Source organism: Mesorhizobium sp. M0410 (genome assembly GCF_040321435.1).
GTDB lineage: Bacteria > Pseudomonadota > Alphaproteobacteria > Rhizobiales > Rhizobiaceae > Mesorhizobium.
In genome coordinates this window covers 309,291-332,592 of sequence record NZ_JAMYRN010000002.1, presented here as the reverse complement: position 1 = coordinate 332,592, position 23,302 = coordinate 309,291, and the positions used below count along the sequence as shown (strand labels likewise).

25 protein-coding genes are annotated in these 23,302 nt (G+C 64.1%); 14 read left to right on the top strand and 11 right to left on the bottom strand.

Going from position 1 to position 23,302, the window contains the following annotated elements; translation table 11 throughout:
* Window positions 1–5 precede the first annotated feature (5 nt).
* From NKI63_RS03705 to NKI63_RS03680, 6 genes are all read left to right on the top strand, one after another.
* Window positions 6–1,190 carry a cell wall hydrolase gene (locus tag NKI63_RS03705; RefSeq protein ID WP_352505253.1) on the top strand — a complete coding sequence of 395 codons (1,185 nt, stop codon included), beginning with the start codon at window positions 6–8 and terminating at the stop codon, window positions 1,188–1,190.
* Between the two features lie 256 nt (window positions 1,191–1,446).
* Window positions 1,447–1,845 (top strand): AtpZ/AtpI family protein, encoded by a 399-nt coding sequence (locus NKI63_RS03700; RefSeq protein ID WP_352505252.1) that lies wholly within the window; start codon window positions 1,447–1,449, stop codon window positions 1,843–1,845.
* A gap of 70 nt (window positions 1,846–1,915) precedes the next feature.
* Window positions 1,916–2,674: a F0F1 ATP synthase subunit A gene (locus NKI63_RS03695; RefSeq protein ID WP_352505251.1), complete on the top strand. Its 759-nt coding sequence runs from the start codon at window positions 1,916–1,918 to the stop codon at window positions 2,672–2,674.
* Between the two features lie 66 nt (window positions 2,675–2,740).
* Window positions 2,741–2,965: a F0F1 ATP synthase subunit C gene (locus tag NKI63_RS03690; RefSeq protein WP_254820421.1), complete on the top strand. Its 225-nt coding sequence runs from the start codon at window positions 2,741–2,743 to the stop codon at window positions 2,963–2,965.
* A gap of 81 nt (window positions 2,966–3,046) precedes the next feature.
* A complete protein-coding gene (locus NKI63_RS03685; RefSeq protein WP_352505250.1) occupies window positions 3,047–3,628 on the top strand; it encodes a F0F1 ATP synthase subunit B in 582 nt (193 codons plus the stop codon).
* A gap of 10 nt (window positions 3,629–3,638) precedes the next feature.
* Window positions 3,639–4,130, top strand: a complete 492-nt coding sequence (locus tag NKI63_RS03680) for a F0F1 ATP synthase subunit B (protein WP_352505249.1) — start codon at window positions 3,639–3,641, stop codon at window positions 4,128–4,130.
* A gap of 259 nt (window positions 4,131–4,389) precedes the next feature.
* On the opposite strand, the gene rnhB is transcribed toward NKI63_RS03680, so the two are convergent.
* Both rnhB and NKI63_RS03670 read right to left on the bottom strand, forming a co-directional pair.
* Complete coding sequence (rnhB, locus tag NKI63_RS03675; protein ID WP_352505248.1) at window positions 4,390–5,085, bottom strand: ribonuclease HII; 696 nt, start codon at window positions 5,083–5,085, stop codon at window positions 4,390–4,392.
* 168 nt (window positions 5,086–5,253) lie between these two features.
* A complete protein-coding gene (locus tag NKI63_RS03670; RefSeq protein WP_352505247.1) occupies window positions 5,254–6,408 on the bottom strand; it encodes a PA0069 family radical SAM protein in 1,155 nt (384 codons plus the stop codon).
* A gap of 151 nt (window positions 6,409–6,559) precedes the next feature.
* On the opposite strand from NKI63_RS03670, the gene NKI63_RS03665 reads away from it, so the two are divergent.
* Together NKI63_RS03665 and NKI63_RS03660 are read left to right on the top strand one after the other, a co-directional pair.
* The gene (locus tag NKI63_RS03665) at window positions 6,560–7,063 is read left to right on the top strand and encodes a glycosyltransferase (protein WP_023716858.1); all 504 of its coding nucleotides are present in this window, start codon (window positions 6,560–6,562) and stop codon (window positions 7,061–7,063) included.
* A gap of 189 nt (window positions 7,064–7,252) precedes the next feature.
* Window positions 7,253–8,227: a phytanoyl-CoA dioxygenase family protein gene (locus tag NKI63_RS03660; protein ID WP_352701642.1), complete on the top strand. Its 975-nt coding sequence runs from the start codon at window positions 7,253–7,255 to the stop codon at window positions 8,225–8,227.
* Window positions 8,228–8,260: 33 nt separating this feature from the next.
* Here NKI63_RS03660 and moaB read toward each other — a convergent pair whose 3' ends face one another.
* The 6 genes from moaB to NKI63_RS03630 all read right to left on the bottom strand — a co-directional run bounded on the left by moaB (window position 8,261) and on the right by NKI63_RS03630 (window position 11,955).
* Window positions 8,261–8,803, bottom strand: coding sequence for a molybdenum cofactor biosynthesis protein B (gene moaB / locus NKI63_RS03655; protein WP_352505245.1), 543 nt, complete (start codon window positions 8,801–8,803; stop codon window positions 8,261–8,263).
* Window positions 8,790–9,692 (bottom strand): 4-(cytidine 5'-diphospho)-2-C-methyl-D-erythritol kinase, encoded by a 903-nt coding sequence (locus NKI63_RS03650; protein ID WP_352505454.1) that lies wholly within the window; start codon window positions 9,690–9,692, stop codon window positions 8,790–8,792. The genes moaB and NKI63_RS03650 overlap by 14 nt, the downstream gene beginning before the upstream one ends.
* Window positions 9,693–9,718: 26 nt before the next feature.
* Window positions 9,719–9,904, bottom strand: coding sequence for a hypothetical protein (locus NKI63_RS03645; protein WP_292665400.1), 186 nt, complete (start codon window positions 9,902–9,904; stop codon window positions 9,719–9,721).
* Window positions 9,905–9,985: 81 nt separating this feature from the next.
* Window positions 9,986–10,843: a S49 family peptidase gene (locus NKI63_RS03640; protein ID WP_352505244.1), complete on the bottom strand. Its 858-nt coding sequence runs from the start codon at window positions 10,841–10,843 to the stop codon at window positions 9,986–9,988.
* 87 nt (window positions 10,844–10,930) lie between these two features.
* On the bottom strand, window positions 10,931–11,731 hold the full coding sequence (locus NKI63_RS03635) for a tRNA1(Val) (adenine(37)-N6)-methyltransferase (RefSeq protein WP_352505243.1): 801 nt from the start codon (window positions 11,729–11,731) through the stop codon (window positions 10,931–10,933).
* The gene (locus NKI63_RS03630; protein ID WP_023674082.1) at window positions 11,731–11,955 is read right to left on the bottom strand and encodes a putative signal transducing protein; all 225 of its coding nucleotides are present in this window, start codon (window positions 11,953–11,955) and stop codon (window positions 11,731–11,733) included. Before NKI63_RS03630 ends, NKI63_RS03635 begins: the two co-directional genes overlap by 1 nt.
* A 160-nt stretch (window positions 11,956–12,115) precedes the next feature.
* Between NKI63_RS03630 and NKI63_RS03625 the strand changes: the two genes are divergently transcribed.
* Window positions 12,116–13,132: a polyprenyl synthetase family protein gene (locus NKI63_RS03625; protein WP_352505242.1), complete on the top strand. Its 1,017-nt coding sequence runs from the start codon at window positions 12,116–12,118 to the stop codon at window positions 13,130–13,132.
* Window positions 13,133–13,156: 24 nt separating this feature from the next.
* Here the strand turns inward: NKI63_RS03625 and NKI63_RS03620 are convergent, their stop codons facing one another.
* Window positions 13,157–14,593: an MFS transporter gene (locus NKI63_RS03620; protein WP_352505241.1), complete on the bottom strand. Its 1,437-nt coding sequence runs from the start codon at window positions 14,591–14,593 to the stop codon at window positions 13,157–13,159.
* Between the two features lie 104 nt (window positions 14,594–14,697).
* Between NKI63_RS03620 and NKI63_RS03615 the strand changes: the two genes are divergently transcribed.
* The 3 genes from NKI63_RS03615 (at window position 14,698) to NKI63_RS03605 (ending at window position 18,414) form a co-directional block, all read left to right on the top strand.
* Window positions 14,698–15,303: a TetR/AcrR family transcriptional regulator gene (locus tag NKI63_RS03615; protein ID WP_352505240.1), complete on the top strand. Its 606-nt coding sequence runs from the start codon at window positions 14,698–14,700 to the stop codon at window positions 15,301–15,303.
* A 209-nt stretch (window positions 15,304–15,512) separates the two neighbouring features.
* On the top strand, window positions 15,513–17,288 hold the full coding sequence (locus tag NKI63_RS03610) for a tetratricopeptide repeat protein (RefSeq protein ID WP_352505453.1): 1,776 nt from the start codon (window positions 15,513–15,515) through the stop codon (window positions 17,286–17,288).
* A 64-nt stretch (window positions 17,289–17,352) separates the two neighbouring features.
* A complete protein-coding gene (locus tag NKI63_RS03605) occupies window positions 17,353–18,414 on the top strand; it encodes a glycine--tRNA ligase subunit alpha (protein ID WP_352505239.1) in 1,062 nt (353 codons plus the stop codon).
* Window positions 18,415–18,516: 102 nt separating this feature from the next.
* Here the strand turns inward: NKI63_RS03605 and NKI63_RS03600 are convergent, their stop codons facing one another.
* Window positions 18,517–18,690, bottom strand: a complete 174-nt coding sequence (locus NKI63_RS03600) for a hypothetical protein (protein WP_023674088.1) — start codon at window positions 18,688–18,690, stop codon at window positions 18,517–18,519.
* 236 nt (window positions 18,691–18,926) lie between these two features.
* On the opposite strand from NKI63_RS03600, the gene NKI63_RS03595 reads away from it, so the two are divergent.
* On the top strand, window positions 18,927–21,680 hold the full coding sequence (locus NKI63_RS03595) for a glycine--tRNA ligase subunit beta (protein ID WP_352505238.1): 2,754 nt from the start codon (window positions 18,927–18,929) through the stop codon (window positions 21,678–21,680).
* Between the two features lie 35 nt (window positions 21,681–21,715).
* Here the strand turns inward: NKI63_RS03595 and NKI63_RS03590 are convergent, their stop codons facing one another.
* Window positions 21,716–22,105, bottom strand: a complete 390-nt coding sequence (locus tag NKI63_RS03590; RefSeq protein WP_352505237.1) for a hypothetical protein — start codon at window positions 22,103–22,105, stop codon at window positions 21,716–21,718.
* Between the two features lie 201 nt (window positions 22,106–22,306).
* On the opposite strand from NKI63_RS03590, the gene NKI63_RS03585 reads away from it, so the two are divergent.
* The gene (locus NKI63_RS03585) at window positions 22,307–23,296 is read left to right on the top strand and encodes an L-threonylcarbamoyladenylate synthase (RefSeq protein ID WP_352505236.1); all 990 of its coding nucleotides are present in this window, start codon (window positions 22,307–22,309) and stop codon (window positions 23,294–23,296) included.
* Window positions 23,297–23,302: the final 6 nt, after the last annotated feature.

Sequence of the window (23,302 nt, the reverse complement as noted above, 5' to 3'; positions counted from 1 at the left end):
GTTCCGTGCATCGACGTGTTTTGACGCGGCTTGTCGCCGCCGCCGGTGAGAAAAAGCGTTCCTTCCTGTCTCCGTTTATTATTGGCCTTGGCATCTGGATCGGCTTTCCGAGTGTCGTTGCCTATCAGGACATGACAAGCCTGGTCTCCGGTCTTGAGGCGCCGAGCGTCCGCTGGAACGCCTATGTCGAGAAATCCGTCGCCGGCTCCGTTCACGCCGCCGAAATGCCCTTCCTCGATTCCAGCAGCACCGGCTCGCTCTCCGGCTCCGGCGTCCAACTGCCCGGCATCGGCGCCGTCTCGTTTCGCGGCAAGGGCGGCATCGCCGGCACGACGCCGGACGAGAACCGTATCACGCGTGCCGACAAGAAGGGCCGCATCATCGAGGTCTCGCCCGTCTCGCCGCCGAAGAACTTCAACGCCGGCTCGATCTTCGAGCGAACCTCCTCGCTGCTGCGCCCAAGCATGGACAGCGGCCTGAGGATGGCCTTCGCCAAGCCCGAGATCAAAGGCAAGGAAATTCAGATCGCGGCCTCCTTCCACACGCGCGTCGACAAGAAGCCGGATTCCGGCGTGCCGGCGATGCTTGCCGCGCTGGTCAACAACGATCATCCCGACGTGCTGGCGACCGCCTATGCCTCGTCTGCCCCCGATTACGCCAAGGCGTCGCCTTTCGAGGCCTTGCTGCAGGACGAGGACCCGAACGATGGCCGCTTCATTCCGCCCCTGAGCAAGGGCGATCATTCTTGGATGCAGACGCCGCTGCCGGCGAGCGTCTTTTCCAAACCGGAGCAGGCCTGTCTCGCCAACGGCATCTATTTCGAGGCGCGCGGCGAGTCCGTGCGCGGCCAGGCCGCCGTCGCCCAGGTCATCCTCAACCGTGTCCGAAACCCGGCCTATCCGAACTCGATCTGCGGCGTTGTCTACCAGAACGACAACTGGTTCAACCGCTGTCAGTTTTCCTTCGCCTGCGACGGCAGGAAGAAGCGGATCGACAACCCCGCTGCCTACAAGACCGCTCAGGATGTCGCCATGGCCGTCACAGCCGGCAAGATCTTCATTCCGGAAGTCGGCTCGTCGACCCATTATTACGCCAACTACGTCCATCCGGGCTGGGCGCGGACGATGCAGAAAATGACCAGGATCGGCCTGCACATCTTCTACCGCACCTATGGCGGCGGCTGGAGCTAAGCGCTCTGGCGGCCCTTGCATCTTTCCCGCGAGAGCGGCCGATGGAAGACGCATCGCCGTGGGGATTCGGCCGCAGCCCGCCGGAGACCGCGTCGGGCACGATGTCGCACCCAGGCAAGTAGCTGATTCATAACGAAAAAATACTTGAGCTCGAAGGTCCGCCCGTGGCTTGACGGGCGCGGACCCTCTAACTATGTTGCCGGCGACTTTAAGAAGCGGACGGACGGTAACGGTCTGACCGGGCAGGGGGGGTTGCGTGGCCGACAAGAATGGGCCAGACGGAACCGGCAAAACCGGCCGCGGCAAGCAGCATGAAGCCGACATCCGCGACGACGATCTTGAGCGCCGCCGGCGCGACCTTGAAGCATCGCTTGCGACAAGGCGGCCGGATCGGCTCGAGGGGAAAGACGACGCGAAAACGGGCAGTGTGGCCGGGTACGGCCAGGCGCTCAAGCTGTCCAGCGAGTTCATCGCCGGGATAGTGGTCGGTGCGGCTCTCGGCTGGTTTATCGATCGCGTGGCGGGGATATCGCCATGGGGTCTGATAGTCGGGCTGCTGCTGGGTTTTGGCGCCGGCGTGCTCAATGTCCTGCGTTCAGCCGGGCTTGTGTCGGAATTCGGAACGGGCGACAAACCGCGCGATCCGAAAGAATGAATTGAGGCGCCGCATGCCGGCGCATTGAACAGAATGCTGAAGCCGTCTGCGGCTTTGATGGGGATTTAAAGTGGCTGCTGACAAGGTCGATCCGATCCACCAGTTCCAGATCCATCCGATCATTCCGATTCACATCGGCGGCTATGACCTGTCTTTCACCAATTCGGCTCTGTTCATGCTTGCGACGGTTGCCGTCGCGGCGGCGTTTCTCTATCTCAGCACATCGAGCCGCAGCCTGGTTCCGGGCCGCCTTCAGTCGGTCTCGGAAATGGCCTATGAATTTGTCGGCAATATGCTGAGGGACGCCGCGGGCACGCAGGGCATGAAGTTCTTCCCCTTCGTGTTCTCGCTGTTCATGTTCGTGCTTGTCGCCAACCTGCTTGGCCTGTTCCCGTATTTCTTCACCGTCACCAGCCACATCATCGTCACTTTCGGCCTCGCCGCGCTGGTGATCGGAACGGTTGTCGTCTACGGCTTCACCAAGCACGGCGTTGGCTTCCTGAAGCTGTTCGTCCCGCATGGCGTGCCGGTCTACCTGCTGCCGCTGGTGGTGCTTATCGAGGTGATTTCCTTCGTCTCACGTCCGGTCAGCCTGTCGGTTCGTCTGTTCGCCAACATGCTCGCCGGTCACATTACGCTGAAAGTGTTCTCGGGCTTTGTCGTCAGCCTGAGCGCGCTCGGCGCGGTCGGCGTGGCGGGTTCGGTTCTGCCGCTGGCGATGGCCGTGGCGCTGACGGCGCTTGAGTTGCTGGTCGCGTTCCTGCAGGCCTACGTCTTTGCCGTGCTGACCTGCATGTATCTCAACGACGCCCTGCATCCCGGGCACTAACTAGGTTCCGGCATTGCCGCCGGATCGAATTTGCAACGGAATTTTAGATCCAAAGGAGTTGAACAAATGGACGCAGAAGCAGCAAAGTACATCGGCGCCGGCATCGCATGCCTCGGCATGGGCGGCGCGGGCGTTGGCCTCGGCAACATCTTCGGCAGCTATCTGGCGGGCGCGCTGCGCAACCCGTCGGCCGCCGACGGCCAGTTCGGCCGTCTGATTTTCGGCTTCGCCGTGACCGAAGCGCTGGGTATTTTCTCGCTTCTCATCGCGCTTCTCGCCCTGTTCGGCTGAATATTTGTTCGGCTGAACATTGGGAAGAATTGAACAGGCCGGCCGCGATCCTGCGGCGGGACTGAATTTCGGGGATAGTCCATGTTCGTGACATCTGCCTTTGCGCAAGAGTCCGCGCCCGCCGCAACGGAAGCCGACGCGCACGCCGCCACCGGCGTGCCTGCCGAGGCGCACGGCACGTTCCCGCCATTCAATCCGGCAACGTACCCGTCACAGCTGGTGTGGCTGGCAATCACTTTCGGGCTGTTCTACCTCTTCTTGAAACGGGTAGTGATGCCGCGCGTCGGCGGCATCATCGACGTTCGCAACGACCGCATCACGCAGGATCTCGATCATGCTGCCCGGTTGAAAAGCGAGGCCGATGCCGCCGTTGCCGCCTATGAGCAGGAATTGGCGGAAGCCAAGGGCAAGGCCAATGCGATCGGTCAGCAGGCCAACGATGCGGCCAAGGCGGAAGCCGAAGCTGCCCGCAAGACGATCGAGGCAGCGCTTGACCAGAAGCTTGGCGAGGCCGAGGCGCGTATTTCTTCCATCAAGGCCAATGCCATGAAGGAAGTCGGCACGATCGCCGAGGACACCGCTTCGGCCATCGTCGAGGCGCTTGTCGGCGGCAAGGCCAGCAAGGCCGAAATCGCGGCCGCGGTCAAATCCGTGGCCGGGTGAGGAGCGCATCATGGACGCCACATCTCTCGCGACGCTTTGGGCAACGGTTGCCCTCGTAATCTTCCTCGGCATCGCCATCTACATCAAGGTGCCGGGCATGATCGCCAAGGCGCTCGATGCGCGGGCCGACAAGATCAGCTCCGAGCTCGAGGAGGCGCGCCGGTTGCGCGAAGAGGCACAGCAGCTGCTTGGCCAATACCAGCGCAAGCGCAAGGAAGCCGAGCAGGAGGCGGCGGCCATCGTTGCCGCCGCCAAGCGTGAAGCCGACATGCTTGCCGCCGAGGCGCACCAGAAGACCGAGGACTATGTCGCCCGGCGCACCGCCTTGGCCGAGCAGAAGATCGGCCAGGCCGAGCGCGAAGCGATCGGCGAAGTGCGTGCCAGCGCTGTCGACATTGCGGTCGAAGCCGCGCGCGCGCTGCTGGCCGGCAAGATCGACGCCAAGGCCGGCGCCGACCTGTTCAACGCCTCCCTGCAGGATTTGAAGTCGAAACTGAATTAAGCGACTTCGTCGAGAAATTCATCGGAAGCCGCCGGGGAAACCTGGCGGCTTTTTTGTTGGCGAAAGCGGCAGAGCGCATAATCTCCCCCCTTGAGGGGGAGATGTCGCCAAAGGCGACAGAGGGGGGCGGTACGTCCTGGCGCGACGCCACTGGGACGAAAGAGAACGTTGACGCTTCACACGAAGGCGACCCCCTCTGGCCTGCCGGCCATCTCCCCCTCAAGGGGGGAGATTGCGCGCTCAGCCGCTTTCGCCAATCTCAATCCAAACCCGAAAAACCCTCTTCCTCCAGCACCTCGGTGCCGCCGAACCGGAACGGCGCGAAGGAGGCGCGGTGCAGCCGCGCCACCGGCCCGTGCAGATCGATTGCCGTGCGATGGCGCACAGTGGCGTAGCCCATATGCAGTTCGAAGCCGTAACGCGCATGATGGCTGCCGCAGCCGCACATCATTCGGTCGCGCAACACCTTGGCGACGATCGAGGCTGCGGCGATCGACTGCGAGCGCTGGTCGCCCTTGATCAGCGCTTTGCCCTCGCAGGGCAGGCCGGGCGGCACGTCGCGGCCGTCGGCCAGTGCCAGCTTCGGCCGGATTGACAGGCCGGCCACTGCACGGCGCATCGCCTCCAGGCTGGCCCTGAGAATGTTGGAGGCATCGATGCCTTCGGCGCTGACCGAGGCCATCGACACGGCGAGTGAGGAGCCGAGGATTTTCATGAACAGCGCCTCACGCTGCAAATGCGTCAGCCGCTTGGAATCATCGAGGCCGTCGGGGATGTTGGCGGGATCGAGCACCACCGCTGCCGCCACCACCGGCCCGGCGAGTGGGCCGCGGCCGGCCTCGTCCATCCCTGCCACCGGCCAAAGGCCTTCGGCCATCGCTCTCGTTTCGAACGAGAAGTCGGGTTTCTCGACGATTTCGAAGAGAAGCGGAGAATCGGAACGCGGGCGAGCCATGGTGCGGCGAGGTTCGCATCGGCTCCGATTCTCCGCAAGTCCCCTCCGGGTCGGGCGGGGCACCGGACCAGGAGGGGGCTACCGTCTGCAAGCCCGGGGACAGGACAGGCCGGACGGGATTTTTCGCCTTCTGCGGCCGCTTCAAAGCGGCTGGCGCGAGACGCTTTGTCACAGCAGCATCAGCTGCTCGGTTGCCTTGGCAGCGGGGACGAACTGGTCGGTCCTGAGCGAGCGCCGTTCGGCATTGAGGCCGAGCCGTTTGGCGGCGATCTCGAAACGCCGGCCGATCTGCCAGGCATAGGGGCCGGAGCCTTTCATGCGCTTGCCCCATTCCGAATCGTAGTCCTTGCCGTCGCGCATCGAACGGATCAGCGACATGACGTGGCGATAGCGGTCGGGATAGTGGCGCAGCAGCCAGTCCTTGAAGATCGGCGCGACCTCCAGCGGCAGGCGCAGCAGCACATAGCCGGCTTCACGCGCGCCCGCTGCCTGCGCCGAATCGAGGATGCGCTCCATTTCCGGGTCGGTCAGTCCGGGGATGATCGGCGCGACCATCACCGAGGCCGGAATGCCGGCGTCCGAAAGCTGTCTGACCGCCTCCAGCCGCTTGGTCGGCGTCGACGCGCGCGGCTCCATCGTTCTGGCCAGCATCCTGTCCAATGTCGTCACCGACAGCGCCACCTTGGCCAACCCTCGCTCGGCCATGCGCGACAGAATGTCGATATCGCGGATCACCAGTGCCGATTTGGTGACGATGCCGACCGGATGGCCGCGCGCCTCCAGAACTTCGAGGATCTCGCGCATGATCCGGTATTGCTTCTCTATCGGCTGATAGGGATCGGTGTTGGTGCCTATGGCGATGGTGCGCGGCTGGTAATTGTCCCTGGACAATTCCTTGTCGAGCAACCGCGCCGCATCCGGCTTGGCAAACAGCTTCGATTCGAAATCCAGCCCCGGCGACAAGCCCATGAAGCTGTGCGTCGGCCGCGCGAAACAATAGACGCAGCCATGTTCGCAGCCGCGATAGGGATTGATCGAGCGGTCGAAGGAGATATCGGGCGATTCGTTGCGGGTGATGATGGTGCGCGGCTTCTCGACCTGTACCTCGGTCCTGAAGGGCGGCAGCTCCTCCAGCGAATTCCAGCCGTCATCGAACACATGCCGGCTGACCGGCTCGAAACGGCCGGACGGATTGATGCCCGCCGACCTGCCGCGATTGCGGTCCGGACGGACGCGCATGCCGCTCTGCTCGATCATCGCATTCGCCATCTCGGCCCTGCCAGCGCCGAAGGCGGCAATGTCGGCACGCACGATCTGTTCCATTTTGGCCCTTTCCCAGGGACTATCCGCCCGCTGTCGAATCGCTCTGCTCATGAATGTATTCCTATCGCATCGATGAGAACAAAGCAAGAACTTTCTCGCGGCGCGCCGCAAAAACTGGCGCTGCCCACCGCTTTCCGCTATTCGGCTAAACATGCTCAGCGTCCTGATCGAAACCCTGAATGACGAGGAGGGCCTTGCCCGCACGCTCGCCTCGCTGATCGGCGGCGCGGTCGAGGGCGTGGTGCGCGACGTTCTCGTCTGCGACACCGGCTCGACCGATCAGACGCACCGCGTCGCCGAACATGCCGGCTGCCACTATGTCAGCGGCGGCATCGCTGCGGGCATCAGGCAGGCCAAGGGCGACTGGCTGCTCTTGCTGGAACCGGGCGCGCGGCTGGGGGAGGGCTGGATCGACGAGGTCGTCGCCCATACCGCCAGGCAAACCATGGCGGCGCGATTTTCGCGGGCACGCGGCAGCCGCGCGCCCTTCCTGTCACGCGTCTTTGCCGGAAATCGCGCTCTCGCCGAAGGCTTGGTGATCAGCAAGCGTCAGGCCGCCGCGCTATCAAAGAGCGCCCGCAGCGCCGAAGCGATCGCCCGCGGCCTGGCGACCAGGAGGCTCCACGCCGAGATCTGGGTGGCGCCGCGGAAGTGACGGCTTACCATCCCGGCCTAGGGAATGCCGCCCAAGCAAATTTTCTGGCGGGTCGTCGCTTATTGTGCATTGCACAAAATCTGGCCGGGGGTTACCATTCCCTGCGAAACGGGCGAATGGGTTTGGGGTGTGCCGGAGCGGCGGCGACGACTATCGTCGATGCTGTTCCATCGACATTTGAGGACCCCGATGACCCTTTCAAGCCCCGACAAGTCCGGCGCTGCAAGCCTCGAGGCGATCGCACGCAACGGCGGTACGCTGCGCCGCATCGCCGCCCGCATCCCGACCTATCTTTCCGACCTTCGCGAGAATCCGGCATGGCTGCCGATGTTCATGCTGGCCCGCACCATGCCGGCGCGGCGCCTGCACTGGCGCGGTGCAAAGCCCGTTCCGCCGGCGCGCAATGTCGGTGAAACGATGTTCGCCGGCGTCGATCGCGATGCCGTCGTCGGCGCGCTGCGGACGGAGGGGCTCTATTCGGGCCTGATGCTGCCGGCCGCCATCCATGAGGAGATTGCCCGCTTCGCCGAGCGCACGCCATGCTTCGGCAATTTCGACCGCCGGCTGGAATTCCTGCCCGAAAAACACGCCGATGCCGAAAAGCATTTCGGCCGCCCGCTGCTCAGCGGTCACTATTTCGAACGGGTCCTCGACTGCAACGCTGCGGTCGCCGTGCAGCGCGATCCGCTGCTTCTCGATATCGCAGCGCACTATCTCGGCAGCCAGGCCAAGCTGATCACCACCCGCGTCTGGTGGAGCTTTCCGACCGGTGGCGTCTCGGACGCCGACAAGAACATGGCCTCGCTCGGCAAATACCATTTCGACCTCGATGACTGGCGGATGCTGAAGTTCTTTTTCTACCTGGTGCCGGTCGACAACGACACCGGGCCGCATGTCTATGTCCGCGGCTCCCACAACCGCCGCATCCTGAAGCATCAGCTGACGCTGCTTGTCGGCCATTCGGCGGAGGAGGTGCTGGGCGTCTATGGCGAGCAGAGCCCGGTCACGCTGACCGGGCCGGCCGGCCTCGGCTTTGTCGAGGACCCGTTCGGCTTCCATATGGGCACCGTGCCGACGCGCACGCCGCGGCTGATGATGGAGGTCGGCTTCGGCGTGTCGCCGCCCTCGCGCCGCCGTTTTCACGGCGAGCCGGTCATTCGCTAAACCGAGGTCGCTTGGCTGATACCTTGGCTCGCCTCAGCCGCGCCGCAAATGCTCGTCCAGCCGCGGCATGATCTCGACGAAGTTGCAGGGCATGTGCCGGTAGTCGAGCTGCGGCTTCAAGATGCCGTCCCAGGCGTCCTTGCAGGCGCCGGGCGAGCCCGGCAGCACGAAGACGAAGGTGGCGTTGACGACGCCGCCGGTTGCCCGGCTCTGGATCGTCGAGGTGCCGATCTTGTCGTAGGATATGCGGTGGAACACTTCGGAAAAGCCGTCCATGCGCTTTTCGAAGATCGGCTCCAGCGCTTCCGGCGTCACGTCGCGGCCGGTGAAGCCGGTGCCGCCGGTGGTGATGACGACATCGATCGCTTCGTCCCTTGACCAACCTAGGACCGTGTCGCGGATCTTGTCGCGGTCGTCGGTGACGATGTCGCGGGCGGCGAGGATGTGGCCGGCCTCGGCAATACGGTCGGCCAGCGTCTGCCCGGATTTGTCGTCGACGAGGCTGCGCGTATCGGAAACGGTCAGTACCGCGATGCGCACGGGAACAAAGGGGCGGCTCACGTCAATCCTGGCCATGGGCATCAGCCTCCGATCTCACGCTTCGCGTCGCCGCGACAAACCAGTCGGGATGGCGGCCGCGGATATCGACGGCCGCGCGCTTGGCCACGTTGCCGGTCTCGAACAGCCCGAAGCAGGTGGCGCCGGAACCCGACATCCTGGCAAAACCGGCTCCGGCCTTGTTAAGCACGGAAAGCGCCTTGCCGATGGCGGGCTGGATTGCACGCGCCGCAGGTTCGAGATCGTTGCGGGTGATCTCCAGCCAGTTGCGGATGCTGTGGAAGTCGAGGCTGTGCGGCAGCGGCGGCAGCGCCGCATTGTCGCGGCGGCCAAGCGCCTCGAACACGTCGGCCGTCGAGACGGCAGTGCCGGGATTGACGAGCACCAGACCCAGCGCCGGGAAATCCGGCACGAGTGTCAGCTCGTCGCCGACGCCGCGGGCTATCAGTGGCTTAGCAGCGAGGCACATCGGCACGTCGGCGCCGAGCGACAGGCCGATCCGCGCCAGTTCGGCATCGTCAACATCAAGTCCCCAGGTCTGGATCAGGGCGCGCAGCACAGCCGCCGCGTCGCTCGATCCGCCTCCGACACCGGACGCGACCGGCAGGTTCTTTTCGAGCCGGATGGCGACAGCCGGCGCGTGTTGGGAACCGGCCTCGCGACGCAGTGCGTCGCGCGCTCTCACCACCAGATTATTGTCGTCGACCGGCACCGCGGAGGCGTATTTGCCGGACACGGAAAACCCATCGCTGTCGGCAAGTTCTGTCTCGATGCGGTCGCCGAAGCGCGTGAACACAGCCAGGCTTTCGATCATGTGATAACCGTCGGCGCGCCGGCCGGTGACGTGCAGCGCGAGATTTATCTTGGCGTGCGCATGCAATGCCCGGAGGCTGGCCTCGGCGTTGATTGGCTCGGCCGCGAGGGGGACGACGGTCAATCCTTGGCCAGACGGTATTCGCCGGTCTTCGGATCCTTGACCAGTGTTCCCATCGTCCCGTTGGCCGTCTGCTTTTCGGCCCGACGTACCTTGGCGGTCACCCGCTCGGCTTCCCTGACGAAGGAGCGGTAGCCGAAATAGGCGGCAATGCCGACGACGGCGAAGAAAATGATCTGCGGCATGTCAAACTCCTCCCTCGCAAGGCCGGCAAGGCCGCCGGTCGGGTCGGTTGATGATTTATGCTAGACGCTTTCACCGGCTTTTCAAAGCCCGAAGCGCGCCCACAGCGCGCGCTCTTCCGCCGCATCGATGACGCCGCTTGCCGCGGCGGCAGCGATGTCGGGCGCCGACAAGCTCGAGCCGAACAGGCCGAAGCGGCCGAACAGGCCGCGCGGCGCGGTGATCAGCTTGAGCTGGGTTTTCGGCCCGAAACGGCTCTTCAGCACGCTGCGCATGTCGCCGAGCGCATCGACCAGCCCGAGTTCAAGCCCCTTCTTGGCCGTCCAGAACAGGCCTGTGAACAGGTCGGGATCGTCCTTGAGCTTGCTGCCGCGCCTGTCCTTGACGAGGTCGATGAAGGTCTCGTGGACCTCCAGTTGCAGCGCCTTCAGGCGCTCGACGTCCTCCTTCTTTTCCGGTTTGAACGGGTCGAGCACCGCCTTGTTCTGGCCGGCGGTGTGGACGCGGCGCTCGACGCCGATCTTCTTCAACAGCTCCGGAAAGCCGAACGAGGCCGACACCACACCGATCGAGCCGACGATGGAGGACGGGTCGGCAAAGATCTCGTCGCCCGCGACCGCAATCATGTAGCCGCCCGATGCCGCCACGTCCTCGACGAAAACCAGGACTTTCTTGTTCTTCTCGCTCGCCAGGTCGCGGATGCGCCTGAAGATCAGCCGCGACTGCACCGGCGAGCCCCCTGGCGAATTGATCGAGATGGCGACCGCCGGCGCATCGAAGGAAAACAGCTTTTCGAGAAGACCGGCGGTGGAAGCGAGCGACAGGCTCGGCCGGAACTGGCCGCCGCCGGGCATGATCGTGCCGTGCAGCCGGATGACCGGAATGGTGACGACGGTGGAGCGCCAGGATTTCGGCAGCAGGCGGTTGAAAAGGCGTTTCACGAGGGGGCGGTCTCCGGTCGATTTGCTTGAGGCATGTAGGAATTCGCCGGCCAACGGCAATGCCGTCACCCCGGCAATCAGAATGGATCAGTCTCCGAACAGCGACGCCAGCCCGTTATTGATCAGCTCTGCCCGCTCCGAAGGGCCATTGCCTGAGTAGGCATGCAGCATCAGCGGTGGCTGGATCGACAGCTTGCCGCGTGCGCCGAGTGCTGCCCGGACGACGATGCGGATCGCTGCCGCCTCGGGGCGAGGATGGACGGCCAGCATCTCGGCGTCGCCGAAGCGGCCGGCAACGGCATCGAGGATGGCGCCGAGCTGTTCCGGCCGGGCGATGACGGCCAGCCCGCCGCCCGGCCTCACCACCGCGGCCGCGCTGCGGATCCAGCTGTCGAACAATCCATCCTCCGAGACATGCGCGGCCTTTCTCAGCGGATCGGGCGTCGCGCGATCCTCGGCGGCATTGAACGGCGGGTTCATGATGACGAAATCGAAGCTGTTGTCCTCGAGGCCGGCGGCCGTTCGCGCCCGGCCCGACAGCGCGACATCGGCGACGAGCACCGAGGCGCGGTCGCTGAGATGCGCATTGCCGGGATGGGCAAGCGTGGTGGTGGCGAAGGCCGCCATTTCCGGGGAACGCTCGACAAGCACGGCCGCGGCAGCGGGGCAGCGCGACAGCACCGCCAGGCCCGCGGCACCGGCACCCGCGCCAAAGTCGGCCAGCCGCCCGGCGAAGGAGGACGGCACGGCAGCCGCCAGCATCATCGCATCCATGCCGGCGCGGTGGCCGGCCTTTCTCGGCTGCACCAGCCAGAAGCGACCACGATGGAAGGCATCGACCGTGTGAGTCGGCATGTCCGGGACAAGGGCAGCGGGCGACGCGGACATTATTTTTGGCGGATCTCGTTGGCGATGCCGGCATCCGTCAGGATGCGCCGTGCCGCATCGGCCTTGTCGGCGTCCACCATGACACGGCGGGGCAGGATGCCGATCGAGCCGTCGAGCACGCTCATGTTCTGGTCGGCGACGAAACAGCCGATACCGGCATCGCGCATCAGCGATTCGACAAACGAAATGATGACAGCGTCGTTGGTGCGGATGAGCTCTATCATCGGATGAAACTCGCAGTTTGCGGCGTTGATGTAAACGTAGGCGTGATCATGTACCAGAGCCGGCGCGCCAATTCGCCTCTTGCCGCACCGGTGGGTGACACCCTAGAGTCTGTCCAGGGACCATGTTGCCGTCGTGCATATCGAGGTTGGGAGTTTTGCCGTGGGTGTCGTTCTCAACATTGAAAACGGGAAGCGCGAAGCCGCCTCGATAAAGGACCTCATCGACCTGACCGCGGCCGACATGGGGCGCGTCAACAAATTGATCCTGTCGAAGGCCGGCTCCGATGTCGAGATGATCCCGGAGATCGCCAACCATCTGATCTCGTCCGGCGGCAAACGGCTGCGGCCGATGCTGACGCTCGCCGCCGCCCAGATGTTCGGCTATTCCGGCGACGGCCATGTCAAGCTCGCCACATCGGTCGAATTCATGCACACCGCGACACTTCTCCACGACGACGTTGTCGACGAAAGCGGCATGCGGCGCGGCAAGAAAACGGCGCGCATGATCTGGGGCAACCAGGCCAGTGTTCTGGTCGGCGATTTCCTGCTCGGCCAGGCCTTTCGCATGATGGTCGATGTCGCCTCGCTGGAAGCGCTCGACATCCTGTCGAGTGCGGCCTCGGTGATCGCCGAAGGCGAGGTGATGCAGCTTGCCGCCGCCAAGAACCTCGAAACCACCGAGGACGAGCATTTCGCCGTGATCAAGGCCAAGACCGCGGCGCTGTTCTCAGCTGCCGCCGAGGTCGGCCCGGTCATCGCCCAGGCGACGCGCAACGATCGCGCAGCACTCCGCTCCTACGGCATGAATCTCGGCCTTGCTTTCCAGCTGATCGACGACGCGCTGGATTATGGCGGCACCAGCAAGGATCTCGGCAAGAATGTCGGCGACGATTTCCGCGAGGGCAAGGTAACGCTGCCGGTGATCCTCGCCTATCGGCGCGGCACCAAGGCCGAGCGCAGCTTCTGGAAACGCGCCATCGAGGACAATGCCGCCGACGATGCCGGGCTGGAAAAGGCAATCGGCCTGATGCTCCGCCACAGGGCGATTGCGGACACCATCGGGCGCGCCCGCCATTTCGGCGAGATCGCCCGCGACGCCCTGGCGCCGCTCGAAGCGACGCCGCAGAAGTCTGCACTGATCGACGTCATCGATTTCTGCATCAGCCGGGTGAATTGACAGCCATCGGCGCCCGCGCCGTTCTCATCGCGCCTTTGCCGGAAGAACCATTGCTGCGAGCAGGCTGACGACGATGCCCGCCGCCGCGAACCAGAAGGCGACCTGGATGCCGTCGGCGACGGCAATTTTCAACGCATCGCCGGACAATTCGCCGATTTGGCTGTTCGCAATCGCGATCAGCACGGCCATGCCGATGGCGTTGCCGACATTGAGTGTCGTCGAAGCCATGCCCGAGGCGACGCCTTGCTGATCATGGGCAACGCCGGAAGCGGCGGCAATCCACATTGCGGTCCAGACGATGCCTTGTCCGACGCCGGAGACGATCAGGCCGGGTACGAGGGACAGATAGCTGCTCTCCGCGGTTGCGCCTGATACCATCAATGCAGTGCCGACCGCGCCGACGATCATGCCGCCGACCAGCGTGCTGCGCGTGGAAAAGCGCGTCGCCAGACGCTCGCCGGCTTGCGTGCCGGCGGCGATGGCGACCGACGGCACGAGAAAGGCGAGGCCCGTCTGCAAGGCAGTGAAACCGTGCACGTTCTGCAGCAGCACGGTGAGGAAGTAGGGCAGCGCTCCGAAAGTCGCCATGTAGAGGAAGGTTATCGTCATGCCGGCGACGAGGCTGCGGTTGTAAAACAGGCGCAGCGGCATCAGCGGATCGGCGCTCTTCGCCTCGATCATCGTGAAGGCGATCAGGAAGAATGCCGCCAGTGCTGCGCTGACGATAATTGCGGTCGATCCCCAGCCATATTCAGGCCCCTGAACCAGGGTGAAGACAAGCAGCGTCGCCCCGGCGGTGACGGTCAATGCGCCCGGCAGATCGAAGCTACGGTGCTCGTGCCGCTTGCGATCGCGCGGGATGATGGCGAAAGCCGCGATGATGGCGATCCCGGCCAGCAGCACGTTGACGTAGAAGACCGACGGCCAGCCAAAGGCGCTGGTCAGAAACCCGCCGGCAAGCGAACCGAACGTCAGGCCGCTGGCGCCTGCGCCGCCCCAGACGGCGAGCGCCCGGTTGCGTTCCGGTCCTTCGGCGAACAGACGGTTGATCAGCGACAGCGTCGCCGGAAACAGGAATGCGGCGCCGATGCCTTGGACCGCGCGTGCCGCAATGATGATTTCCGGTGACCATGCCAGGCCGCCGACAAGCGAAGAAAGCGCGTAGAGCCAGAGTGCGAAGATGAAGACGCGGCGCTGGCCGATCAGGTCGGCGGCCCGGCCGCCGAACAGCAGGAAGCCGCCGGTAAAGACCGTGTAGGCGCTCACCACCCATTGCAGGGTCTGACCGGAAAATCCGAGGCCGGCGCCGATCTCCGGCAGCGCCACGAAGACGATGTTGAGGTCGAGCGAGATGATGAGCTGCGCGAAGGCGAGCAGCGCCAGCGTTACGCCGCGCTTCACACCGGTCGTCCCTTGCGCTGCGATTGCGCCGAGCGGCGCGCGTTGATCCAGTGAACTCATGTCGGTCTCCTTGTCGACTATTATTTAATGATCGACAAAGAATCGGGATTTGCAATCCGAAGTCAAGAGGATTATTTGTTGATCGACAAAAATTGGAGGTCGCAATGGCGGGAAGGCCAAGGGAGTTCGACCGCGACCAGGCGCTGGAGAAAGCCCGGGACGCTTTCTGGAGACGTGGCTACGAGGGCACCTCGATGGCCGATCTCGTTTCGGCGCTTGGCCTCGCATCGGCGCGCATCTATGCCGCCTTCGGCTCGAAGGAGGATCTGTTTCGCGAAGCGGTGGCACTTTACGAGGCCAATGAGGGCGGCTTTGCCACGCGCGCGCTGCAGGAAGAACCAAACGTCCGGCGCGTCATCGAGCGCATGCTTCGCGACGCCGTCGAAATCTATACGCGGCCGGGGCAGCCGCAGGGCTGCATGGTGGTGACGGCCGCCACCAATTGCGCCGTCGAAAACGACGCCGTGCAGCAATGGCTGGCGGAGCACCGGCTGGCGCGTACCGCATCGATCGTCGAGCGGTTGAAGCAAGCGGTGCGCGATGGCGAATTGAAGCCGGGTACCGACGCCGAGACGTTGGGTGATTATTACGCCACGCTGATGCACGGCCTTTCGGTGCAGGCACGCGACGGCGTGCCGAAAAAGCGGCTGCACGATCTTGTCACCGTCGCCATGCAGGCGCTCGACGCAAGCCTTTCGCAAACGTCCTGAGTTCCAGGCCGTGACGCCGGTTTCCCATTGTCGGATTGTCGCAATGCGGTCGTACGACCTCTTTCGGCATGGTTTATTAGTTGCTTGACCCGATTGTGAATTCGGGCCGGGTTGAAGCGTGACCCCAAAAAGGCCATGCTTTACCTGTAAAGATCGAGTCTACGGCGATCCCGCTGACGCGGAGATGGCGTTTGGCTGAAAGGGATATGATGCGGCAAGGATATGCGCGCTGGCTGACGGGGCTGGCAATCGCGACGGGCATGGCGATCTCGGCTTTGCCGGCGCATGCCAGACAGACCGCCGAGCCGGTCAGGATCACATCCTTCTCGGGAGCCTATCTCGCGGCGCGGATTGCCGAAGGCGACAACGACCTCGACAGCGCCATTTCCTATTACAAGCAGGCGCTTGCGTTCGATCCGAACGATACGGGACTGCAGCAAAGCCTGATGCTGTCGCTGATCGCGCAGGGGCGCTTCGACGAGTCCCTGGTCTATGCCGACAAGCTCAAGGCGATTCCCGACGTCGAGCGCTTCTCGCGCCTGGCGCTGGCCATCGATACCTTCCACAAGAAGGATTTCTCCAAGGCCGAATACTGGCTCAAGCTTTCGCTCGAATCCGATCTCGACCGGCTGATCTCCGGCGTCATGACCGGCTGGGCCAAGCAAGGTGAGGGCGACGCCGGCGAGGCCATGGCTTCCATCGACAAGCTGCAGGGCCCCGACTGGTTCAGCCCGTTCAAGTCGTTCCACCGTGCCTTGATTGCCGACGCCTCAGGCCTGCCCGACAGGGCGGATGCGCTCTACACCGCCACCCTGCAAGACACGGCCGCTGGCGGTGCGGCCCCCGAAACGTGGATGCGCAACGCGCAGGCCTACGCCTCTTTCCTCGCCCGCAGAGGCGACAAGGCCAAGGCGCTGTCGGTGCTCGACAAGGCCGAGGCGTTTGCGCCCGGCAAGGTCGAGATTGCATCGCTTCGCGACAAGATCAACAAGGGCGAAAAGATCGAACCATTCGTTGCCGGTCCCTCGGACGGCGCCTCGGAGATCCTGCTCGATCTCGCCACCGCGCTCAACCGCGGCGGCGGCGAGCCGTTCGTGCGGCTCTATCTGCGATATGCCCTGGCGCTGCGGCCCGGCAACGACGCGGCGCTCGTTCAGCTTGCCGCCGTCGCCGAGCAGTTGAAAGACGGCGAGGGCGCCATCGCGCTCTATCGCCGCATTCCCGCCGGCTCGCCGCTGAAGGAGCTTTCGGACCTGCAGCTTGGCCTCAACCTTGCCGATCTCGACCGCAATGACGAGGCGATCGCTCACCTCAAGGCCATCGTCGATGCGCATCCAGACGACATGCGCGCCTATCTGGCGCTCGGCGGCGTCTATTCCGCGAAGGAGGACTTCCGCTCCGCCGCCAATCTTTACGACAAGGCAGTCGAGGTGCTGAAGACGCCGACCGCCGCCAACTGGAACATCTTCTACCAGCGTGGCATCGCCTATGAGCGACTGAAGGAATGGCCGAAGGCCGAGCCGAATTTCCGCAAGGCGCTGGAGCTCTACCCCGACCAGCCGCAGGTCCTGAACTATCTCGGCTATTCCTGGGTCGACAAGAACATGAACCTCAAGGAAGGCCTCGCGATGATCCAGAAGGCCGTCGACCTGAGGCCGAGCGACGGCTACATCGTCGACTCGCTGGGCTGGGCCTATTACCGCCTTGGCCAGTTCGAGGACGCGGTGCGCGAAATGGAACGCGCCGTTTCGTTGAAGCCGGAGGATCCGGTGCTCAACGATCACCTCGGCGACGCCTACTGGCGCGTCGGCCGCAAGCTGGAAGCCACCTTCCAGTGGAACCAGGCCCGCGACCTGAAGCCGGACCCGGATGTGCTTGCCGCCTTGCAGCAAAAGCTGATGAAGGGCCTGCCGCCGATCGAATCCAACACGGCGCAGGAAACCCCCAAGGTGAAGCCCGAGCCGGCGCCCGCCCCGAAGGGGTGACCCCATCGCCTTGACGGTCGCCGAGCGGCACTCTACGAGGTGCCGCATCCCGCCGGAGGCCGCCGTGACCGTTGATATTCCTGCCGACATGCATCCCAGCCGCTCGTTCCAGGGGCTGATCCTGACCTTGCATAATTATTGGGCGGACTATGGCTGCGTCGTCCTCCAGCCTTACGACATGGAAGTCGGCGCCGGCACATTCCACCCGGCCACGACATTGCGCGCGCTCGGCCCAAAACGCTGGAACGCCGCCTATGTCCAGCCCTCGCGCCGCCCTAAGGACGGCCGCTATGGCGAGAACCCGAACCGGCTGCAGCACTATTACCAATACCAGGTGATCCTGAAGCCCAATCCGCCCAATCTGCAGGAGCTTTACCTCGGCTCGCTGGCCGCGATCGGCATCGATTCGCTGCTGCACGACATCCGCTTCGTCGAGGACGACTGGGAAAGCCCGACGCTGGGCGCCTGGGGGCTGGGCTGGGAGTGCTGGTGCGACGGCATGGAGGTGTCGCAGTTCACCTATTTCCAGCAGGTCTGCGGCATCGAATGCGCACCGGTAGCGGGCGAGCTCACTTACGGGCTGGAGCGGCTGGCCATGTATGTGCAGGGCGTCGACAATGTCTACGACCTCAATTTCAACGGCCGCGAAGGCGCCGATAAGGTGACCTATGGCGACGTCTTCCTGCAGGCCGAGCAGGAATATTCGCGCCACAATTTCGAATTCGCCAACACCGCGATGCTACTGCGCCATTTCGAAGACGCCGAAGCCGAGTGCAAGGCGCTGCTACAAGCCGGCGCCCCTGTCTCCCCCCTTGAGGGGGAGATGCCCGCGAAGCGGGCAGAGGGGGTCATCTCAGAAGGCACCTCAAGTCAAGCGTCGAGCACTGTGCGGGCGACCCCACCCGGCCCTTCGGGCCACCCTCCCCTCAAGGGGGAGGGTTGTCACCGCATGGTATTCCCAGCCTACGACCAGTGCATCAAGGCCAGCCACGTCTTCAACCTGCTCGACGCACGCGGCGTCATTTCGGTCACCGAGCGCCAGAGTTACATCTTGCGGGTGCGCAATCTGGCCAAGGCCTGCGGCGAGGCGTTTCTGCTGACCCAGGCGGGCGGAATGGCGGCTTAAAGCGCGTCGCGTTCGACCGGCCTCATGCGACGCGCTTTAAGTTCTTGTTTTGATGCATGTCGTTATCGCAAAACCGCTGCACACTTTTGCGCGACATGCACATTAGCTCCAGGCGATTTCGACAGGAGCGCTGATTGGCAACGTACCTTGGCCGCTTGCACCGGCTATTGTCCGCAGCGCTTGCCTGACGCCGGGCATCGAGAACGTGCCATGCACCTGTGCTGTAAAACAGGCGCTGAGCGCGAGGATCTGCAGGAATGTCGATGCCGTTTTCATTCGTTTAGCCAATAGTTCTCTGCCTGAGCGTCGGTCGCTTCAGCGCTGCGTTCGGTTGATGGAAATCTTTGACCCAAGGACGGGCGGACCGCTTCGTGTCCGACAGGCGGATGAATTTTTTCGGAAATCGCCGTTGGATGCCGCGATCGTGCAGGCCCGACTTTGCTGGGAAGGGTGACAGCGGCCGGCCGAGTTGCTATGCCCCGCCCGGACCATTTGCCGCGTGAGCACACTCAATGCCCGACCTGCTTTTAGAACTCCGTTCGGAAGAGATTCCTGCTCGTATGCAGAGAAAAGCTGCCGGCGACCTGAAGAAGCTGCTGACCGACGGTCTGGTCGAAGCCGGGCTGACTTATGAGGCGGCGCGCGAATATTGGACGCCGCGCCGGCTGGCGCTCGACATCCGCGGTCTGACCGCCCGCTCGAAGGACATAAACGAGGAGATCAAGGGCCCCTCGACCAAGGCGCCCGAGCAGGCGGTGCAAGGTTTTCTGCGCAAGGCCGGCCTTGCCTCGATTGCCGACGCGCATGTTCATTCCGATCCGAAGAAGGGCGACTTCTATGTCGCCCATATTGCCAGGCCGGGCCGGCCGGCCGAGCAGATCATCGCCGAGCTGGTGCCGGGCATCATCCGCAACTTTCCCTGGCCGAAATCGATGCGCTGGGGGCCGGCTTCGGCCAAGCCCGGCTCGTTGCGCTGGGTGCGGCCGCTGCAATCGATCCTGTGCACCTTCGGCCCCGAAACCGAGGAGCCGGTGGTGGTCGATTTCGAGATCGACGGCATCCGCTCGGGCAATGTCACCTACGGCCACCGTTTTCATGCGCCGGGCGCCATCACGGTGCGCCGCTTCGACGATTATGTCGCCAAGCTTGAGGCGGCCAAGGTCGTGCTCGATGCCGACCGACGCAAGGAGATCATTCTTGCCGATGCCAGGAACCTCGCCTTCGCCAGCGGGCTCGACCTCGTCGAGGACGACGGGCTGCTGGAGGAAGTGTCGGGCCTGGTCGAATGGCCGGTCGTGCTGATGGGCGAATTCGAGCAGGACTTTCTGACCATTCCGGCCGAGGTGATCCGGCTCACCATCCGCGCCAACCAGAAGTGTTTCGTCACGACGCGCCAAATCTCCCCCCTCGAGGGGGAGATGTCGCCGCAGCCGACAGAGGGGGTCGCCTCGCGTGGATCGGCGGCATCCCCTGTCCGCGATAGGGAGTCGCGTCAGGTTGTGCCGACCCCCTCTGGCCTACCGGCCATCTCCCCCTCAAGGGGGGAGATCAGCCAGTCGCCGCTCTCCAACCGCTTTATCCTGACCGCCAACATCGAGGCCAAGGACGGCGGCAAGGAGATCGCCCACGGCAACGGCAAGGTGGTGCGCGCGCGCCTGTCCGACGCGCTCTATTTCTGGAAGACCGACCAGGGCGACCTGCCGGATCTCGACCAGTTGCAGGCATCGGCGCAAAAGTTCGGACTTGATCTCAAAAAGCCGCTCGACCAGCGCATGGCCCGCCTCGACCACCTCAATGTAACGTTTCATGCCAAGCTCGGCACGCAAGGCGAGCGGGTGGAGCGGATTGCCAGGTTGGCCGAAGAACTGGCACCAATCGTGGCGCAGTCGATCTCCCCCCTCGAGGGGGAGATGGCCGGCAGGCCAGAGGGGGTCGCCTCGCGTGAAGCGCCGGCGTCCTCTGTCCAAAATAGGAAGCCGCATCAGGACGTGCCGACCCCCTCTGTCGCCTTCGGCGACATCTCCCCCTCGAGGGGGGAGATTACCGCGCTCGCACGTCGTGCTGCCGTCCTCGCCAAGGCCGACCTCACCACCGAGGTGGTCGGCGAGTTCCCGGAACTGCAAGGCGCCATGGGCCGCAAATACGCGCTGCTGCAAGGCGAGCATCCTTCGGTCGCCGCCGCGATCGAGGAGCACTACAAGCCGCAGGGCCCGTCCGACCGCGTGCCGACCGATCCGGTATCGGTCGCCGTGGCGCTCTCAGACAAGCTCGATACGCTGGTCGGCTTCTGGGCGATTGATGAAAAGCCGACCGGATCGAAGGACCCCTACGCGCTGAGAAGGGCGGCGCTGGGGGTGATCCGGATCTTGGTCGAGAATGAGGTGAGGATAAGCCTTTTGGCGTCGTGGCACGACAACTGGCTTGCAATTGCTAAGCACCTATACGGCAATAAGATTGGCCATGAGTTTGAGGCTTTGAGATCGACCGGATCGTTCCTTGAGCCACGAACACTTCGTCGGACCTTGAACGAGTACATCGCAACAAAGAGATCTGAGATTGCGGACGCCGCGCCCGCGTTGGGCGAATCTTTGACGAACAAAGAAGATAACCTCCTCGCCTTCTTCCACGATCGCCTAAAGGTCTATCTCCGCGACCAGGGCGCGCGGCATGATCTGATCGACGCGGTGTTGGCGGCAGGTTCGCGCCCAATCTCCCCCCTAGAGGGGGAGATGTCGGCGAAGCCGACAGAGGAGGGCGCTGTCCCGCCAGCCTCTCATTCTGTCGCGCCCCCCTCCGCCCTGCCGGGCATCTCCCCCTCTAGGGGGGAGATTGGCCTATCGCAAAACGACGATCTCCTGCAGATCGTCCGCCGTGTCGAGGCCCTTGGCTCCTTCCTCGACACCGAGGACGGCAAAAACCTGCTTGCCGGCACCAAGCGCGCGGCCAACATTGTGGCTGCCGAAGAGAAGAAGGGGACGGCAATCGCAAGCCGCGTTGAGCCGGCTCTGTTCCGGGAGAACGCCGAGAAAACCTTGTTTGCGGCGGTCAATCAGGCCGAGAGGCAAGCCGGCGAAGCAATTCAAAACGAAGACTTTTCCGCCGCCATGCTGGCGCTTAGCGTGTTGCGCGAGCCAGTTGATTCATTCTTTGAGAAAGTCCTGGTAAACGATGAGGACCAGGCGGTGCGCGCCAATCGCCTGGCATTGCTCGCCCGCATCCGCGCGGCGACGGACCGGGTCGCCGATTTCTCGAAAATAGCCGGCTGACATCCGCGAAAAAATCATCGCTTGTGCTTCAGGCCCTATTTGGGCTGGTCGGGAGCTCCTGGCGGCGCAGGCTGCGGCGCGGCCGGCTCAGGGGTTTTGCTGGCGACCTTTGGATCGGCCTTGCTGTTCGCGGCGGGCGCGGTAGCGGTGGCCGGCGCGGCTTTGGGCGCGGGCGTTGCAAAGGCATCGCCGACGATACCGCCGCGAATGATCATCGGGCTTCCGTCGAAGCCATGACTCGGCTGGCTCGGGATTGCCGCGACCTTTTCATCGGTGACGTTTTCATTGACGTCAGGCAACTTCTCGCCGAGCGCGACGATCGACGGTGTTTTCGCCCGTTCGAGCGCGCTGGCACTTACCACCGACGGCGTTGCCGTCGTCTGCCCGACAAAAACGAGCGATGAAGCCTGCGCCGTGCCGGCCATAACCGCCAGGCCAAGCGCACCAACGATACGCATCGAAAGCATGATAGTTCCCCTTGTCCAAGAAGACGGCACCCTAGCCGAGGGCAATTGATGCCGGCTTGCGAGGAAACATAGCATTTTAGCGATTTGCGATTCGCCGACGCCTGGGCTTGCCCGCCCGGCGTCGCCGTATTAGGCACCCGCATCCGTGAGGTGGCGACAGTGGCTGAAATTCGTGCCGTGGGCGAGGCGATGGAAAGGGCGTTGGCGCTGCTCGAGAGCGGCGATGTCGTCGCCATCCCGACCGAAACCGTCTATGGGCTGGCCGGCGACGCGACCAACGGCGTTGCCGTGGCTCGTATCTTCGAAGCCAAGGGCCGACCTCGCTTCAACCCGCTGATCGCCCATATTGCCGATCCGGCGATGGCCGAGCGCATCGCGCTGTTCGATCCGCTGTCGGAAAGATTGGCGCAGGCATTCTGGCCGGGGCCGCTGACGCTCGTCCTGCCGCAACGGCCCGGCAACGGCATTCATCCGCTGGTCACCGCAGGGCTGGACACCATCGCGCTGCGCATGCCGAAAGGCTTTGGCGGCGAGCTGATCGCCAGGTTCGGTCGCGCGCTGGCGGCGCCCAGCGCCAATTCCTCGGGCAGGATCAGCGCCACGACGGCGGAAGCCGTGGCCGCCGACCTCGGCCCCAGGATCAAGCTGGTGGTCGATGGCGGCGCGACGACGGTCGGGCTGGAATCGACCATCCTCAAGGTCGAAGCTGGAAAGCTGCGGCTGTTGCGGCCGGGCGGTATTGCCGCCGAAGAGATCGAAGCAGTCGCCGGGGTGAAGTTGCTGCGCGGCGCTTCGGCCGTCGAGGCGCCCGGCATGCTCGCCTCGCACTATGCACCAGGTGCGGCGGTACGGCTCAATGCTGCGGAGGTCGCACCGGGCGAAGCCTTGCTGGCCTTCGGCCGCAGCCGTGCCGAAGGCTGGCACGATGCAGCCGCACTGCGCAATCTGTCGGAGACCGGCGACCTGCGCGAGGCAGCAAGCAATCTCTTCGCTCATCTGCAGGATCTCGATCGCAGCGGCGCCAAAACCATCGCTGTCGAGCCGATCCCGTTCGACGGCTTGGGCGAGGCGATCAACGACAGGCTTTGGCGCGCCGCCGCCCCGCGTGACAAGATCGCCCCTCGTGACAAGATGGATTGGGCACCATAGTTTCCA

Bases quoted from the DNA above. Each gene is read 5' to 3' on its own strand.
- NKI63_RS03690 (WP_254820421.1), top strand. From the start codon at position 2,741: ATGGACGCAGAAGCAGCAAAGTACATCGGCGCCGGCATCGCATGCCTC.
- NKI63_RS03685 (WP_352505250.1), top strand. From the start codon at position 3,047: ATGTTCGTGACATCTGCCTTTGCGCAAGAGTCCGCGCCCGCCGCAACG.
- NKI63_RS03680 (WP_352505249.1), top strand. From the start codon at position 3,639: ATGGACGCCACATCTCTCGCGACGCTTTGGGCAACGGTTGCCCTCGTA.
- rnhB (WP_352505248.1), bottom strand. From the start codon at position 5,085: ATGGCTCGCCCGCGTTCCGATTCTCCGCTTCTCTTCGAAATCGTCGAG.
- NKI63_RS03670 (WP_352505247.1), bottom strand. From the start codon at position 6,408: ATGGAACAGATCGTGCGTGCCGACATTGCCGCCTTCGGCGCTGGCAGG.
- NKI63_RS03665 (WP_023716858.1), top strand. From the start codon at position 6,560: ATGCTCAGCGTCCTGATCGAAACCCTGAATGACGAGGAGGGCCTTGCC.
- NKI63_RS03660 (WP_352701642.1), top strand. From the start codon at position 7,253: ATGACCCTTTCAAGCCCCGACAAGTCCGGCGCTGCAAGCCTCGAGGCG.
- moaB (WP_352505245.1), bottom strand. From the start codon at position 8,803: ATGGCCAGGATTGACGTGAGCCGCCCCTTTGTTCCCGTGCGCATCGCG.
- NKI63_RS03645 (WP_292665400.1), bottom strand. From the start codon at position 9,904: ATGCCGCAGATCATTTTCTTCGCCGTCGTCGGCATTGCCGCCTATTTC.
- NKI63_RS03635 (WP_352505243.1), bottom strand. From the start codon at position 11,731: ATGTCCGCGTCGCCCGCTGCCCTTGTCCCGGACATGCCGACTCACACG.
- NKI63_RS03630 (WP_023674082.1), bottom strand. From the start codon at position 11,955: ATGATAGAGCTCATCCGCACCAACGACGCTGTCATCATTTCGTTTGTC.
- NKI63_RS03620 (WP_352505241.1), bottom strand. From the start codon at position 14,593: ATGAGTTCACTGGATCAACGCGCGCCGCTCGGCGCAATCGCAGCGCAA.
- NKI63_RS03615 (WP_352505240.1), top strand. From the start codon at position 14,698: ATGGCGGGAAGGCCAAGGGAGTTCGACCGCGACCAGGCGCTGGAGAAA.
- NKI63_RS03610 (WP_352505453.1), top strand. From the start codon at position 15,513: ATGCGGCAAGGATATGCGCGCTGGCTGACGGGGCTGGCAATCGCGACG.
- NKI63_RS03600 (WP_023674088.1), bottom strand. From the start codon at position 18,690: ATGAAAACGGCATCGACATTCCTGCAGATCCTCGCGCTCAGCGCCTGT.
- NKI63_RS03595 (WP_352505238.1), top strand. From the start codon at position 18,927: ATGCCCGACCTGCTTTTAGAACTCCGTTCGGAAGAGATTCCTGCTCGT.
- NKI63_RS03590 (WP_352505237.1), bottom strand. From the start codon at position 22,105: ATGGCCGGCACGGCGCAGGCTTCATCGCTCGTTTTTGTCGGGCAGACG.